Consider the following 14,255-nt stretch of genomic DNA (forward strand, 5'->3'; position numbering starts at 1 on the left):
CGCACCGACTGCGCCTGCCCTCAACCCTCGCGCAACCACTGGGCCGCATCACAAGCGTGATAAGTGAGGATCAGATCGGCGCCGGCCCGCTTGAAGCAGAGCAGGGTTTCCAGCACCACAGCCCGCTCGTCGATCCAGCCCTTTTCGGCGGCGGCCTTCACCATCGCGTATTCACCGCTCACGTTGTAGGCGGCAATGGGCAGCTCGCTCTCTTCGCGCAGGCGATGAATGATGTCGAGATAAGCCAGACCTGGCTTCACCATCATGATGTCGGCGCCTTCCTGCTCATCGAGCTGGGCCTCGGTGATCGCTTCGCGGGCGTTGGCCGGATCCATCTGATAGGTGGACTTGTCCTTGGGGATCGGCTTGCTGGCGGCCGCGCGAGGCGCTGAATCCAGGGCCTCACGGAAGGGGCCGTAATAGGCGGAGGCGTATTTGGCCGTGTAGCTGATGATCCCCACATGCTCGAAGCCTTCTTCATCGAGGGCTTCGCGGATGGCACCGACGCGGCCGTCCATCATGTCGCTGGGGCCGATCAGATCAGCACCGGCGCGGGCCTGGGCGACGGCCTGTTTGCACAGGATCGCGACGGTCTCATCGTTGAGCACCACACCCTCACCGCTCACGATGCCGTCGTGGCCGTCGCAGGAATAGGGATCCAGGGCGACGTCAGTCATGATCGCCATCCCCGGGTGCACCTCCTTGAGGCGGCGGATGGCGCGGGGGATCAGGCCACCCTCGTTGAAACACTCAGCGCCGTCCTCGGTTTTGAGGCCATCGGCCACCTTCGGGAACAGCACCACGCAGCGGATACCCAGATCCCATGCGCGGCCCACTTCCTGAACAAGCCCCTCGAGGCTCCAGCGCTGGCAGCCGGGCATGGCGCCGATGGGCTCATTCGTGGCGCCCTCGTGCACGAACAGGGGATAGATGAAGTCGGCGGCGCTGAGGGAGGTCTCGCGCACCATCGCCCGCAGGGCAGGGGTGCGGCGCAGGCGACGGGGGCGGTAGGTGAGCTCCATCAGGGCTGGCGCAGCGGCGCCGGGCGGGCAGGGGCGGATCCTACGGAGCTTGCTGCGCCGAAGGCTTCCGAATCAGCCGCCCAGATCCAGCTCCACCTTCACCACATCCACGGGCCCGCGGCCCTCGGCATTGAGCTCCCGGGCCGCACGCAGCGCCGACTCATGCACGTGAAAGAGATGGGCCTGATCGGCACTGTTCACCTCGACCAGGGCCTCACCATCAGGCCCCACGGCCAGGAAGGTGCCTTTCTCCAGCAGCTGGATGGCATAACGCTCCGGCTGGGTGCAGTCCTCGGGATGGGCCGGGTCGAGATGGGGCGACCAAAAATGCAGCACCGACCTGAACAGAGCAGTCGTTCGAGGCCAACGTAATCAATTTCGACTGGAGCGCCAGCCAGCACGTTTAAGATATTGCAACTCATTCGCAATAGGCATCCATTGATGCGAGCGGTCTCCCAGCTGGCGGATCTGCCCACCGGCGCCACGGCCACGGTGAAGGCCTTGGCAGCGGATGCTGGGCTTCGTCAGCGGCTGGAGGCGCTGGGTCTACGGCCCGGACAATCCGTTCAGGTGCTGCGCCGAGGCTGGTGGTCCGGGCCACTGCATGTGCGCGTCGGCATGACCGAATTGATGCTGCGCCGCCGCGACGCCGCCCGGGTGAGCCTGGCCGCGTGAGCACCATTGCCGTTCTCGGCATGCCCAATACGGGCAAGTCGACCTTGTTCAACCGGCTCACCGGCCACCACGCCCATATCGGCAACTGGCCCGGCCTCACCGTGGATCTCCTACAAGCCGATCTGCAGCTGAGCGGCCGCAGCGTGCAGCTGGTTGACCTGCCAGGCATCTACGACCTACGCGGCCACAGCGACGACGAAGCGGTGGTCCGCCGGTTCCTCGAACAAACACCCGTGGATCTGGTGCTGGTGGTGCTCAATGCCAGTCAGCTCGATCGCCAGCTGCGGCTAGCCCTGCAGGTGCAACAGCTCGGTCTGCCGGCCGTGCTGGCCCTGAACATGGCTGATGAGGCGGCACGCTTCGGGGTGAGCATCCAGGCCGAGAGCCTGAGCGCAGCCCTCAACCAACCCGTGCTGCCGCTCAGCGCCAAATACCGCCAAGGCCTTGAAACCCTCCAGCACACACTGCTGGCCCAACTGGAGGCACGCGCCGATCACCCCGCCGCCATCCCCGAGCAGCTCGAGGAACGGCTGGCGGCGATGGATGCCGATCTCGATGGTGCCATGGCCGAGCTGGTGGAGCGCTGCGTCACCCTGCCGGCCCGCTGGCGGGACAGCCGCAGCCGCCGCCTCGATGCCGTGCTGCTGCATCCACTCCTGGGGCTGCCGCTGTTCTTCCTGGCGATGGCCCTGATGTTCCAGGGGATCTATGCCATCGGGGTACCTGTACAGGAAGCACTGGGCAGCCTGTTGGACCAGTTCGGCCAGGCAGTGCTCAAGCCCCTGATCGCGCCCCTGCCAGCCCTGCTGCAGGGTTTCCTGCTGGAGGGGCTGTATCAGGGCCTGGGCACGGTGATGGCCTTCCTGCCAGTGATCGCCTTGTTCTTCCTGGCGATGGGCCTGGTGGAAGACAGCGGTTATCTGTCGCGGGCGGCCTATCTGATGGATGCCTTCATGGAGCGCCTCGGCCTCGATGGCCGCAGCTTCGTGCTCTCGCTGATGGGCTTCGGCTGCAACGTGCCAGCGATCCTCGGCACGCGGGTGATGCGCGATCGCGGGCTGCGGCTGCTCTCGATGCTGGTGATCCCGTTTTCGCTGTGCTCGGCCCGGCTGAACGTGTTCCTGTTCATGGCAGCGGTGTTCTTCCCGCCGCGCATCGGGGGCCTGGTGATCTTTGGGCTCTATCTGATGAGCTTTGTGGCCGCCATGCTCACGGCCCTGTTGTTCCGCGGCCGCTTCCCCAGCAATGAGCCCCTGGTGCTGGAGCTACCGCCCTATCGGCTGCCCACAGCGGGGCAAATGCTCAGCCGCGCCTGGAGCGAGGTGAAGCACTTCTGGCTGTGGTCGCGCCGGTTCATCATCTTCGGGGTGGTGGCGGTGTGGCTGCTCAACAACCTGCCGGTGGGCGTGGAGCCCGCCTCCAGTGCCAGCCTGGCCGGCCAGCTCGGCACCCTCACCCAACCGCTGCTGGCGCCGATCGGCATCAACCCCAAACTTGCGGTGGCGCTCCTGTTCGGCTTCATCGCCAAGGAGATCGTGCTGGGGGGCTTGGCGGTGATTTACGGCCAGGCGGATCCCGTGGCACTCAGCCGCGCGATCGCCAGCGATGTGAGCTGGCCCCAGGCGCTGAGCTTCATGCTGTTCACCCTCCTCTACACGCCCTGCCTCTCCACCGTGGCGGTGATCCGCAGTGAATCGAAAAAACTGAGCTTCACGCTGCTGAGCGTGGCCTGGTCATTGCTGCTGGCCTGGCTGGTGAGCTTTGTGGCCTTTCAGACGATCACGCGCCTGAGCTAATCAGGTCCAGTTGCCACCGAACATGTCGTCGTAGCCCTCATAGGGGTCGTATTCGGCCCAGCCTGGGCTGGCCTCATCGAAGAGCCCGTAGCGAGCGGCCTCGTCGTCCATGAGGGTGTTGCCGGTGGGGCGGGTGTCGCAGGTGATGCCACCGCCTGAGGCGGGCTGGCAATCGGTGAACTCCACCCCGGCCTGGGCCGGCAGCGCCGCAACCAACACCAGCAGCGGAACAAGCCATCGAGTCATGGACGCCACGCGGGGTGCACTGAGATGATGGCGCCTCTTGTGAGCCCGAGCGCGATGTACACCGACTGGACCGCCGTTGCCCTGTTGCTGCTCACCGCGGCTCCTCTGCTGTTGGTCGTGGCCACGACAGCGTTCTTCATCTGGCGCCAGAAATCGAAGCGCTGATCTCCACGCTGGCCCCTCGGGCCCAACGCTTGCAGGGTTCGGCGGCCGGCGGTGCCGCTGGATCCGGCAACCCAAACACCGTTTCAAAGACTGGGCTCTGGCCTTGGCCCAGACACTCCAGGCAGGTGCGGTAGCCGGCAGCCTCGGTGCGGAGCACCCCACTGCCGCCACAGCAAGTGCATGCACTGCCGTTGGACTGTGCGCCTCGCTGGGAGCTTGCCATCGTGAATCGTTCTGTTGACGATCACTCTGGGGAGTTTTCAGCCATTTGATCCCGAAGGCTTCCTTAAGCCTTCAGGCTCGCCTGCAGAGCACGGCTTGAAGCCGATCCAGGCTGCAGTCCTGCAGTAATTCGCCGCTGCTGAGGCGGCTGCCGGGCGGAACCAGCTGCAGGCTCGCCGCCATCAGCCCCACCACAGCGGCTGCATCGAGGCCCTGGTCGCTGAGGCTGTCGAGCCCCAAGCCGCCATCACGCTTCGACAGCCGCTGGCCCTGTTCATCCAGCCAAAGCGGCAGATGCCAGTACTGCGGCGGCTCTCCATCAAGTTCCCGCATCACCGCCACCTGCGGGCCCGTGGCAGACCAGAGGTCGCAACCGCGCACCACATCGGTGATGCCCAGGGCCAGCTCATCCACGGCCGTGGCCAGGTGGTACGCGAGGAAGCCATCGGCGCGGCGCAGCACCACATCGCCCACCTCCGTTTCCGCCGCAAGGTTGCCGTGCTCGGCCAGCTGCTCAGACCAACCGAGCACGCCAGGCCTCAGCCTGAGACGCCAGCTGGGCAGACGCCCCTGCTCCGCCCCCCAGCCACTGGCGCGGTTGCGGCAAAAGCCCGGATACACCGCTGTGGCGCCGTGGGGGGCAGACACATCCGCCAGCATCCGGCGACTGCAGCGGCAGGGGTAGAGCCGGCCGTTCCGGCGCAGCGCCGAGAGCACCGAGGCGTAGAGGCCGCGGCGCTCGCTCTGGCGAATCAGCGGCCCATCCCACTCCAGCCCCAGGCAACGCAAATCGCTGAGGATGGAGTCCTCGGCATTGGGCCGGTTGCGGGGGATATCGAGATCGTCGATCCGCAGCAGCCACTCACCACCCTGCAGCCGGGTGATCAACCACGAGATCAGGGCTGTACGCAGGTTGCCCAGGTGAAGACGACCGGTGGGGGATGGCGCAAAACGCCCCCGGTTGCCGCGGCGGCAGGCGAGCTGGCGCTGCAGATGCTCGGGCAACACTGGGCTGGGGCGGGAAGCGGAGAGGCCTTCAGCATCCCGCACCAAGGGCACAAAAAAGGCGGTCTTCTGACCGCCTCATCTGCGTCATGCCGGTGAGGCGATCAGCCCTGCACGCGGTCCTTAAACAGCTTGCCGGCGGTGAAGGCAGGCACGCGCTTGGCGGGAATCTTGATCTTGTCGCCGGTCTTGGGGTTCAGACCCTGACGGGCGGAGCGCTCGCGGGGCTCGAAGGAGCCGAAGCCAAGGATCGACACTTTTTTGCCTTCCACCACCGAATCAATGATGGTGTCGATGGCGGCATCCACCACCTGGGCCACGTCGGTTTTGGTCAGCTCGGTGCGGGCAGCAACGAGGTTGACGAGATCAGCTTTGTTCATCGGACTGGGGAAGCCTCTGGGTCAGTAGCAGCCGGGCGGCTCGGGAACACCGACCGCCACTGGGTTCAGCGCGCCAATGGTATGGGTGTTGGCAAGGCCCGGCAACCATCGGACCCCTTTTGCAGCCACGGTTTTGCCACTTTTGTGACCCATTCGCCACCGCCGCGGGGTCCATCGAGCCTCAAACAGGCTGCTGAGTGGCCAGCGCATCCAGGTCGAGCTGATCCAGCAGCGCCCGCGCCGACGGCACCAGCGCCTCACCGCGCAAGGCACCCAATCCGGCGCCACTCGCCAGCCAGTGCGGCTGCCCCGGCGGCAGCCAGGCGCGCAAGCGATCCAGGCTGCGCAGCCAACGGCCCCAATGAAAACTGCGGCGCGTACGCAGCGGGCCTGCCTGCCCTGGAGCCAGTGGGCTCAACAGCCGGCCGCAGAACAAGATCCCAGGCTGCTCCGCCAGCAACACGGCGGTGCCGGGGCTGGGGCCAGGCGTCCACAACAGCCGCAGCCCTGGCTCCAGCTCCGTCTGCTCGGCAAAGCCGATCAGTTGTTGCGCTCCGGGCAACAGATAGGCCTCCTGCTCCTGCACATGCACGGGCCAGCCCAAAGCCTCCTGAAACCGACGCAGGCGGCCATGCCCCTCGCGGCCGGTGAGCACGATGCGGCCGGCGGGCTGCTGCTGCAGGAACGCCAGGTTGGCGTCGTTGAAGGCCGGGCAATCGATCAACACGCCGGAGCGATCGGCCGCAGAGGGCTCAAGCCACCAGGAGCTGCCGCCCTGGGTATCGCGGTTGGGGGCGAACAGCCAGAGCCCCTCCTGAACCTGCCGAGGCGGGCGCCCGGCGGCTGTGGGTTGTGCTTGGAGCCATGACATCGGGGGGCAAGACCCGCAGACAACACCTAGCTTGTGGCAGAGGCCTCCAGGCTCCGGTGCGCACGATCCGACTGGGACAACCCTGGCCCCTGGGGTCGAGCGCCACCGAACAGGGCGTGAACTTTTCCCTGGTGGCCCCGATGGCCACCCGTATTGAGCTGTTGATCTTTCCGGCGGGCAACGCGCCGGAACCCGATCAGGTGGTGGAGCTCGACCATCGCCACCGCTCCGGCGACATCTGGCATGTGGAGGTGAGCGGGGTCGGCATCGGCTGCTGCTACGCCTACCGGGTGTTCGGCCCGCTGCTGCCGGGCCGCCACGGCTTCAACCCCTCCAAGTTGCTGCTCGACCCCTGCGCCCGAGCGATCACCGGCTGGGATGTCTACCGCCGGGTTGACGCTGTTGGGGCGATGCCGAACACCGCCAGCTGCCTGAAGGGGGTGGTGACGGAACGGGATCGCTTTGATTTCCGCTCCGCGCCGCGGCCGCGCCACAGCTGGCAGCGGACCGTGATCTACGAGCTGCATGTGGGGGGCTTCAGCCGCGGCCCAGGCAGCCCGGTGAGCGAAGCCGCGCAGGGCACCTACCTGGGGCTGATCGAAGCGATTCCCTATCTGAAGGAACTGGGCATCACCACGGTGGAACTGCTGCCGGTGATGGCTTTCGACCCGCACGATGCCCCAGCGGGCCGGCTCAATTACTGGGGCTACAGCCCTCTGAGCTGGATGGCACCCCACCACGCCTATCAGCAGGGCGACGATCCGCTGCAGATTCGCCACCAGGTGCGTCAGCTGGTGAGCGCCTGTCACCAGGCCGGCCTGGAGGTGCTGGTGGATGTGGTCTACAACCACACCTGCGAAGGCAACCAAGCCGGGCCCACGCTGAGTTGGCGCGGCATCGATGACCGCAACTACTACCACCAGAACGCCAAGGGCGATTACCTCGATGTGAGCGGCTGCGGCAATTCCATCGCCGCCAATCGCCCCCACTCCCGCCGGCTGATCCTCGAATCGATGCGCTGCTGGGCGCTGGAGCTGGGGGTGGATGGCTTCCGCTTCGACCTGGGCATCGCCCTCAGCCGCGGTGATGAGCTAGCTCCCCTTGATCACCCGCCCCTGTTTGAGGAGATCGAAGCCGATCCGGAACTGGCGGATCTGAAGCTGGTGAGCGAACCGTGGGATTGCGGCGGGCTGTACCGCCTGGCCGATTTCCCCGCACGGCGCATTGGCGCCTGGAACGGCCGTTTCCGCGATGACGTGCGCCGCTTCTGGAAAGGCGATGAGAAAAGCTGCTGGCCCATGGGCCAACGCCTGGCCGGCAGCCCGGATCTGTTCGGCGGCCAGCCAGCCCTGCTGGGCCGCAGCATCACCTTCCTCACCGCCCACGACGGCTTCACCCTGGCGGATCTGGTGAGCTACAGCCAAAAGCACAACCTGGCCAACGGCGAAGACAACCGCGACGGCGATAACCACAACAACAACTGGAACCACGGCGCCGAGGGGCCCAGCACCGATGCGGGCGTCACAGCCCTGCGCAACCGCCAACTGCGCAACCTGCTGTGTTCACTGCTGCTCAGCCCAGGGGTGCCGATGCTGCTGATGGGCGACGAGGTGCGCCGCAGCCAGGGGGGCAACAACAACGCCTGGTGCCAAAACAACGTTCTGGGTTGGATGCACTGGCAGCCGGATGCCGACGACCAAGCCCTGCGGCTGTTTGTGCAGCGCCTGATCCATCTGCGCCATCACCTGGCCGACTTGCTCAACCCTGAGATCCCGCACCCGGAGGCGGGCAAGGCCCTGCGCTTCGATCAGGCCGGCCACCTGATGCGCCAATGGGATGGCGTGAAGCTGGCTCAGCCGGATTGGGCCGCCTGGTCGCACACCCTGGCCTGGAGCCTCAACGACCGCGAGCACGGCCCACTGATCTGGTGCGGCATGAATGCCTATCACGAAGATCTGAGCTTCGAGATCCCCAGCTGCAGCAGCGATTGGAAGCGGGTGATCGACACCCATCAACCCACCGGGGAGGATCTGCCGTCCGATGGCCCATCCATCTCAGGCGACAGCGTTGCGATGGGGAGCCGCAGCCTGGTGTTGTTGGTGGCCGCGCCCCTGATGGAGGGGCATCAGCTGTAAGCGGGCTGCGGGAATCGAACCCGCATCATCAGCTTGGAAGGCTGAGGTTTTACCACTAAACTAAGCCCGCAGCAGTACAAACGCATCAAGCGTTGCCGCTGGGCCTGCGTGTCATGGAATTCACGCCGGCTGCAGCATTATGACCTGCGTTCGGATCAGACCTCTTGTCCGCTGCGTCTCCCGCCGCCCCAGCCGCACCGTTTGATGCGGCAAGCCTGCGGGGCCCGGCGCGGTTGCGGCTCCTGGTGGCCTACGGCCTAGGCGACGCCGGCACGGGCATGGCTGCCTCGCTGATCGGCTTCTACCTCTTCATCTTCTACACGGCCGCCGCCGGCCTGCCCGCCTGGATGGCTGGCCTGGTGTTGATGCTGGCCCGCCTCTGGGATGCGGTGAACGATCCCGTGGTGGGCTGGCTCAGCGACAAGACCATGGGCCGCTGGGGACCACGCCTGCCCTGGATTGTGGGAAGCGCCCTACCCCTCGGTGTGGCGATGGCCCTGATGTGGTGGCTGCCCCCTGGCAGCGAGTGGGTGCGCTTCTGGGTGTTCGTGGCCATCTCCGTGCTGGCCAACAGCCTCTACACCTGCGTCAACCTTCCCTACGCCGCCCTGGCCGCCGAACTCACCACTGATGTGTCGCTGCGCACGCGGCTGAACATGGCCCGCTTCACCGGCTCGATCACGGCGGGGTTAGTGGGCATCGTGCTGGGGGCGCTGCTGCTGCGCGATCACCAGAACCCCAGCAGCTACTGGCAGATGGGCGTGCTCTCCGGCCTGATCATCCTGGTGTGCACGCTGCTGTGCGCCTGGGGCATCGCCCCCTCAGCCCGCCACTGCCAGCAGCCCGACGCGCAGCGGGGCACCACGCGGCGGCTGATCAAGCGGGTGCGCAGCAACGGGCGCTTCGTGAAGGTGTTGGGCCTCTACCTGTTGCTCTGGTGTGCCCTCCAGATCATGCAGACCGCCGCGCTGATCTTCCTGCCTGTGGTGATGCACGTACCGGAGGGCTGGAGCAACTGGATCCTGCTGCCGTTCCAGATCAGCACCCTGGTGGGTCTGCAGCTGTGGACCTCGGTGTCGCACCGCCAGGGCCGCATCCGCGCCCTCCAGTGGGGCAGTGGCCTCTGGGTGGCCGGCTGCATGGCCGCGATGCTGCTGGCACCGCTCGATGCAGCGATCAGTCCGCTGGGATCGGCCGCCAACGGGCTGCGCCTGACCCTGCTGCTGGGCGCCATTCTGCTGGTGGGCCTCGGCGCCTCCACCGCCTACCTGATCCCGTGGGCCCTGCTGCCCGATGCCATTGATGCCGACCCGGAAAAACCGGCGGGCCAGTACAGCGCCTGGATGGTGTTCACCCAGAAGATCTGCATCAGCTTTGCCCTCTTCTTCTTCGGCAACCTGATGAGCCTCAGCGGCTATGTGGCGTCCCGCGGCATGCTGCAGCCCGATAGCGCTTTGGTGGCGATCCGGCTGTGCATGGGCATCATTCCTGCAGTTCTGGTGGTTCTGGGCCTGGTGGTGATGCGCCGCTGGCCTGAGAAAGGCCTTCACCTGCAGCACCACCCCAGCGCCGGCTGAACCCCTCCCGATGTCACTGATGCCCCGCCGCCGTCTTCCCACCTGGCTTCGCCCCCGCTGGCTCATCCGCCTGGGCGAAAGCTTCCTGATCGGCGGTCAAGCCCTGGCCGCTCTAGCCAAAGGCCAAGTGGGCATCACCGACCTAATGGTGGAACTGATGGAAGCGGGCCCAGGCAGCTTCCTGATCGTGATCATCACCGGGCTTGCCGCGGGCACCGTGTTCAACATCCAGGCCGCCTCCGAACTGGTGAAGCAGGGGGCGGGCGCCACGGTGGGCGGCATCCTCGCCCTGGGCCTTGCCCGTGAGATCGCCCCGATCCTCACCGCCACCCTGGTAACGGGCAAGGTGGCCACGGCCTACGCCGCCCAGCTCGGCACCATGAAGGTGACTGAGCAGATCGATGCGATCACCATGCTCCGCACCGATCCGGTGCAGTACCTGGTGGTGCCGCGGGTGCTGGCGATGCTGATCATGACCCCGGTGCAGTGCCTGGCGTTCTTCGCTGTGGCGATGTGGTCGGGCCAGGTGAGCAGCACGCTCCTCTATCAGATCCCACCGTCGGTGTTCTGGAACTCCGTGCGCACCTGGATGGAGCCCTCGGATCTGCCAGCCATGCTGCTGAAGGCGGTGGTGTTCGGCCTGCAGATTGCCGTGATCTCCTGCGGCTGGGGCCTCACCACCCGCGGCGGCCCGAAGGAAGTGGGCACCAGCACCACCGGCGCCGTGGTGATGATTCTGGTCACCGTGTCGCTGATGGACGTGGTGCTCACCCAACTGCTGTTCGGCCAATGACCGCGTCTCAAGCGCCTCTGCCCGACGCCAGCCAGGGCGTGATCCTGGCGCCAAGCCCCTGGCTGCCCCTGGCGGTGCTGGGGCTTGGGCTGGCCTCGCTGCTGCTCAACCCCTGGCTCTCGCTGGCGGTCAGCCTGTTTGGGCTGTTTCTCTTGATCCAGAGCCAGATCCTGCGGCTTCAATTCAGTGCCGATGCCCTGCTGGTGTGGCGCGGCAGCACCGTGCTGCGCCGCTTCCCCTACAGCGAATGGCTGAGCTGGACGCTGTTCTGGTCTCCCATCCCTGTGCTGTTCTATTTCCGTGAACAGCGCAGCATTCACTTTCTGCCGGTGCTGTTCGATCCCAAGACCCTGCGCGAGCAGCTCAACATCCACGTGAGCGCCCAGCCATGAGCGACGACGTCCAGACACCCGCACCCGACACACCGCCTGCCGGTTGGCAGGAACTGGCGTTGCGCGAGCTGCACCAACAGCGCGAGGCCCTCGAAGCGGATATCAAGGAGCTGAGCGGCCGCCGTGATCAGCTCCAACAAGACATCAACAGCACCTTCGCCGGCCAAACGGATTCGATCGCCCGGCGGGTGAAGGGCTTTCAGGATTACCTGGTGGGCGCCTTGCAGGAGCTGGCGGTGGCAGCCGAGCAGATGGAGCTGGTGGTGCAGCCGCTGGTGGTGCAGCCCTCACCGCTGGATCAGGCGGCCGCCACTCAGCCCGCCAGCCATGCCGCCGGCGCCAGCACCCCGGCTCCGGCAGCCGCGGGCCTGTTCAGCGCCGATGAGGCCCTGATCCGCGAGCGGCTGCAGAGCTTCCAGGGCCAGCCGGATTTTTATGCCGACCCCTGGAAACTGCGCCGCAGCCTGGAAGCCTCCGGTGCCGCCCTGCTCGACGACTGGTTCCTCAACCAGGGCGGCCGCGGGGCCCAGCCCAGCAGCGGCAGCCGCAACCGCAATGCCCTGATCACCGCTGCGGCTATCTCGATCCTGGGCGATCTCTACGGCGAGCGCTTTCAAACGCTCGTGCTAGCCGGAACACCCGAGCGGCTGGGCGAGTGGCGCCGCGGCCTGCAGGATTGCCTTGGCCTCGCCCGCGAAGACTTCGGCCCCCAGAGCGGCATCGTGCTGTTCGAGCGCCCCGATGCGCTGATCGAACGAGCCGATCGCCTGGAAGAACGGGGCGAGCTCCCCTTCATCGTGGTGGATGCCGCCGAAGCCGCGGTGGAGGTGCCAATCCTTCAATTCCCCATCTGGCTGGCTTTCGCCGGCAGCCCCACCGAACTCGCCCTCGACGACGACCTGCTGTGACCCCACTGCTGCAAACCCCTCTGTTCTGCCTGTTGGCGGGCTATCTGCTGGGCTCGATCCCCAGCGGCTACCTGGCGGGCCGCTGGCTCAAGGGGGTAGACATCCGCAGCCTGGGCTCCGGCTCCACCGGCGCCACCAACGTGCTGCGGCAGTTCGGAAAGGTTCCGGCTCTGGTGGTGTTTCTGGTGGATGTGCTCAAGGGCACTGCAGCCGTGCTCCTGGCCAAGCTGCTGTTGCAGCCGCTCGGCATCACCCCCGAGAGCGATTGGTGGGTGGTGGCTACGGGCCTGGCGGCGCTGGCCGGTCATATCTGGCCGGTTTGGCTGGGCTGGCGCGGCGGCAAAGCAGTGGCCACGGGGCTGGGCATGCTGCTGGGCCTCACTTGGCCCGTGGGCCTGGCCTGCTTTGGGGTGTTCATGGCCGTGATCTCGATCTCGCGGATCGTGTCGCTCTCCAGCGTGATCGCTGCCCTGAGCCTGCCGCTCCTGATGCTTGGCTCCTTTGCCAGCACTGGCACCGGTCTGCGGCCGGCCTACCTGGCCTTGGCACTGCTCACCAGCGTGATGGTGCTCTGGCGGCACCGCAGCAACATTGAGCGTCTGCTGGCAGGCACCGAACCACGCATCGGCCAGAAGGCCTGATTCCGTTGGGCCTCAGCCCAGCTGACGGCTGCGCTCGGCGGCAGCCAGCACCGCCTCGATCAAGGCAGATCGCAAGCCACTGCTCTCCAGGGCACGGATGCCGGCGATGGTGGTGCCCCCCGGGCTGCTCACCATGTCTTTGAGCTGCCCAGGATGCAGCTGCTGCTCCTGCAGCAAGGCGGCTGTGCCGGCCAGGGTGCGATGGGCCAGGTGATGGGCCTGCACCCGGGGCAAACCTGCTGCCACGGCACCATCGGCCATCGCTTCGGCCACCATTGCCACAAAGGCCGGGCCCGAGGAGGTGAGGGCCAGGAAGGCATCCAGCTGCACCTCCGGCAACTGCAGCACCTCACCCACCTGAGCAAACAATTGCTGCACCCAGGCCTGCTGTTCAGCAGACACGCCTTCACCCCAGGCCAGGCCGGTGAGTCCGGCACGCACCAAGCAAGGCGTGTTGGGCACCGCTCGCACGATCCGCCAAGCGGGGAACAGCCGCTGCAGGCGTGCAACCGTCACGCCAGCCAGCACCGAAATCAGCAGTGGCGGCTCCGCACCGGTGGGGGCAGGTGCAGCTGCAGCCACCGCCTCGAGCTGCTGGGGTTTCACCGCCAGAAGCACCGCTGCGCACCCCCAGGCCGCTGCCGGATCCGTGCTCACCTGCAAGCCAGGGCGCTGCTGCCGCAGGCGCTCGGCCGAGGGGAGGGACGCCACCGCCGCCTGCACACCGGCGGCGCTGAGCTGCCCGCTCTCCAAGAGAGGAAACAACAAGGCCTGGGCCATGCGGCCCAGGCCGATCACCCCAAAGCTGGTGGGGGAGAAGCTGCTCAAAAGGGCGAGAGGTGCGCTCAGCCGACGCTAGCGCCGTAGGTTTCGCGGCCCCAGGCGGGAGCGGGAGCTGCTTCCGGCTCTTGGCTCACCTCACGGGACACCACGGTGGGAGAGGAGGGCTCTTCGCTTGCAGCGGTGGTCACCGTGACGCAGCTGGGGGCGAACAGGAAGATGCTTTCGCCCACCCGCTCCTGGTGGCCGTCGATGGCGAAGGTTCCACCGGCCACAAAATCCACAGCGCGCTGGGCCTGATCCGGCTCCATCATCGTGAGATTGAGGATCACGGTCTTGCGCTCGCGCAAGGCCTGGATGGCGCGGGGCATTTCATCGAAGCTGCGAGGCTCCATCAGGGTGACCTCCGCGGCGGAGGAGGAGATGCCCGGCATGCCGATCACATTGCTGCCAGCAAAGGGATCCACGCTGTCGAAATCGCTGGTGAGAGCCAGGGCACCAGGGCTCGTGGTGGTGCTGGTCTCCGGCACATCACCGTGGTCGTAGTCAAGCTCGTCGTCGTAGCCGTCGAGGTAGTCGTCACCGGAGACAACTGCACGCAGGCGGGAGAGCAACGACACCGTGGAACCTCGGTCTTGGCACTTAGC

General features: G+C 66.5%; 17 protein-coding genes and 1 tRNA gene. 9 read left to right on the forward strand and 9 right to left on the reverse strand.

Annotated elements, in window-relative coordinates:
* Window positions 1-20 precede the first annotated feature (20 nt).
* Complete coding sequence (gene hemB, locus H9532_RS02140; protein ID WP_296365361.1) at window positions 21-1,022, reverse strand: porphobilinogen synthase; 1,002 nt, start codon at window positions 1,020-1,022, stop codon at window positions 21-23.
* Window positions 1,023-1,094: 72 nt separating this feature from the next.
* Window positions 1,095-1,358, reverse strand: coding sequence for a hypothetical protein (locus tag H9532_RS02145; RefSeq protein ID WP_296365363.1), 264 nt, complete (start codon window positions 1,356-1,358; stop codon window positions 1,095-1,097).
* Between the two features lie 105 nt (window positions 1,359-1,463).
* Here H9532_RS02145 and H9532_RS02150 point away from each other — a divergent pair, with 105 nt between their 5' ends.
* Both H9532_RS02150 and feoB read left to right on the forward strand, forming a co-directional pair.
* Window positions 1,464-1,697, forward strand: coding sequence for a FeoA family protein (locus H9532_RS02150; protein ID WP_296365365.1), 234 nt, complete (start codon window positions 1,464-1,466; stop codon window positions 1,695-1,697).
* Window positions 1,694-3,493: a ferrous iron transport protein B gene (gene feoB, locus H9532_RS02155; protein WP_296365367.1), complete on the forward strand. Its 1,800-nt coding sequence runs from the start codon at window positions 1,694-1,696 to the stop codon at window positions 3,491-3,493. The genes H9532_RS02150 and feoB overlap by 4 nt, the downstream gene beginning before the upstream one ends.
* On the opposite strand, the gene H9532_RS02160 is transcribed toward feoB, so the two are convergent.
* On the reverse strand, window positions 3,494-3,739 hold the full coding sequence (locus tag H9532_RS02160; protein WP_296365368.1) for a hypothetical protein: 246 nt from the start codon (window positions 3,737-3,739) through the stop codon (window positions 3,494-3,496). It lies immediately after the preceding gene.
* A gap of 39 nt (window positions 3,740-3,778) precedes the next feature.
* Between H9532_RS02160 and H9532_RS02165 the strand changes: the two genes are divergently transcribed.
* On the forward strand, window positions 3,779-3,904 hold the full coding sequence (locus tag H9532_RS02165) for a hypothetical protein (protein WP_296365457.1): 126 nt from the start codon (window positions 3,779-3,781) through the stop codon (window positions 3,902-3,904).
* A gap of 294 nt (window positions 3,905-4,198) precedes the next feature.
* Here the strand turns inward: H9532_RS02165 and gluQRS are convergent, their stop codons facing one another.
* From gluQRS to H9532_RS02180, 3 genes are all read right to left on the reverse strand, one after another.
* Window positions 4,199-5,134 carry a tRNA glutamyl-Q(34) synthetase GluQRS gene (gluQRS, locus tag H9532_RS02170; RefSeq protein WP_296365451.1) on the reverse strand — a complete coding sequence of 312 codons (936 nt, stop codon included), beginning with the start codon at window positions 5,132-5,134 and terminating at the stop codon, window positions 4,199-4,201.
* A 101-nt stretch (window positions 5,135-5,235) separates the two neighbouring features.
* A complete protein-coding gene (locus H9532_RS02175) occupies window positions 5,236-5,511 on the reverse strand; it encodes an HU family DNA-binding protein (protein WP_010311229.1) in 276 nt (91 codons plus the stop codon).
* 181 nt (window positions 5,512-5,692) lie between these two features.
* Entirely contained in the window at window positions 5,693-6,382 is a 690-nt protein-coding gene (locus H9532_RS02180) for an MBL fold metallo-hydrolase (RefSeq protein WP_296365372.1), read from the reverse strand.
* Between the two features lie 56 nt (window positions 6,383-6,438).
* Here H9532_RS02180 and H9532_RS02185 point away from each other — a divergent pair, with 56 nt between their 5' ends.
* Entirely contained in the window at window positions 6,439-8,517 is a 2,079-nt protein-coding gene (locus H9532_RS02185; protein WP_296365374.1) for a glycogen-debranching protein, read from the forward strand.
* Here the strand turns inward: H9532_RS02185 and H9532_RS02190 are convergent.
* Window positions 8,517-8,587: transfer RNA gene (locus H9532_RS02190), tRNA-Gly, on the reverse strand. The two genes, H9532_RS02185 and H9532_RS02190, sit on opposite strands and share 1 nt — an antisense overlap.
* Window positions 8,588-8,681: 94 nt before the next feature.
* On the opposite strand from H9532_RS02190, the gene H9532_RS02195 reads away from it, so the two are divergent.
* Genes H9532_RS02195 through plsY form a run of 5 tightly spaced genes read left to right on the forward strand, consistent with a single transcriptional unit; the run spans window position 8,682 to window position 12,828 of the window.
* Window positions 8,682-10,094, forward strand: coding sequence for an MFS transporter (locus tag H9532_RS02195; RefSeq protein WP_296365376.1), 1,413 nt, complete (start codon window positions 8,682-8,684; stop codon window positions 10,092-10,094).
* A gap of 19 nt (window positions 10,095-10,113) precedes the next feature.
* Entirely contained in the window at window positions 10,114-10,887 is a 774-nt protein-coding gene (locus H9532_RS02200) for an ABC transporter permease (RefSeq protein ID WP_296365453.1), read from the forward strand.
* On the forward strand, window positions 10,884-11,279 hold the full coding sequence (locus H9532_RS02205) for a DUF3119 family protein (RefSeq protein WP_296365378.1): 396 nt from the start codon (window positions 10,884-10,886) through the stop codon (window positions 11,277-11,279). Before H9532_RS02200 ends, H9532_RS02205 begins: the two co-directional genes overlap by 4 nt.
* Window positions 11,276-12,187, forward strand: coding sequence for a DUF3086 domain-containing protein (locus H9532_RS02210; protein WP_296365380.1), 912 nt, complete (start codon window positions 11,276-11,278; stop codon window positions 12,185-12,187). The genes H9532_RS02205 and H9532_RS02210 overlap by 4 nt, the downstream gene beginning before the upstream one ends.
* Complete coding sequence (plsY, locus tag H9532_RS02215; RefSeq protein WP_296365382.1) at window positions 12,184-12,828, forward strand: glycerol-3-phosphate 1-O-acyltransferase PlsY; 645 nt, start codon at window positions 12,184-12,186, stop codon at window positions 12,826-12,828. Before H9532_RS02210 ends, plsY begins: the two co-directional genes overlap by 4 nt.
* Window positions 12,829-12,840: 12 nt before the next feature.
* On the opposite strand, the gene proC is transcribed toward plsY, so the two are convergent.
* The gene (gene proC / locus H9532_RS02220; RefSeq protein WP_296365384.1) at window positions 12,841-13,656 is read right to left on the reverse strand and encodes a pyrroline-5-carboxylate reductase; all 816 of its coding nucleotides are present in this window, start codon (window positions 13,654-13,656) and stop codon (window positions 12,841-12,843) included.
* A gap of 17 nt (window positions 13,657-13,673) precedes the next feature.
* Complete coding sequence (locus tag H9532_RS02225) at window positions 13,674-14,228, reverse strand: cell division protein SepF (protein WP_296365386.1); 555 nt, start codon at window positions 14,226-14,228, stop codon at window positions 13,674-13,676.
* Between the last annotated feature and the right edge of the window lie 27 nt (window positions 14,229-14,255).

The organism is Vulcanococcus sp. Clear-D1 (assembly GCF_014654725.1).
Taxonomy (GTDB): Bacteria; Cyanobacteriota; Cyanobacteriia; order PCC-6307; family Cyanobiaceae; genus Vulcanococcus.

Coding starts and splice junctions, on each gene's coding strand:
- H9532_RS02150 (WP_296365365.1), top strand. CDS start 1,464: ATGCGAGCGGTCTCCCAGCTGGCGGATCTGCCCACCGGCGCCACGGCC.
- H9532_RS02200 (WP_296365453.1), top strand. CDS start 10,114: ATGCCCCGCCGCCGTCTTCCCACCTGGCTTCGCCCCCGCTGGCTCATC.
- H9532_RS02160 (WP_296365368.1), bottom strand. CDS start 3,739: ATGACTCGATGGCTTGTTCCGCTGCTGGTGTTGGTTGCGGCGCTGCCG.
- H9532_RS02210 (WP_296365380.1), top strand. CDS start 11,276: ATGAGCGACGACGTCCAGACACCCGCACCCGACACACCGCCTGCCGGT.
- hemB (WP_296365361.1), bottom strand. CDS start 1,022: ATGGAGCTCACCTACCGCCCCCGTCGCCTGCGCCGCACCCCTGCCCTG.
- H9532_RS02205 (WP_296365378.1), top strand. CDS start 10,884: ATGACCGCGTCTCAAGCGCCTCTGCCCGACGCCAGCCAGGGCGTGATC.
- H9532_RS02180 (WP_296365372.1), bottom strand. CDS start 6,382: ATGTCATGGCTCCAAGCACAACCCACAGCCGCCGGGCGCCCGCCTCGG.
- H9532_RS02175 (WP_010311229.1), bottom strand. CDS start 5,511: ATGAACAAAGCTGATCTCGTCAACCTCGTTGCTGCCCGCACCGAGCTG.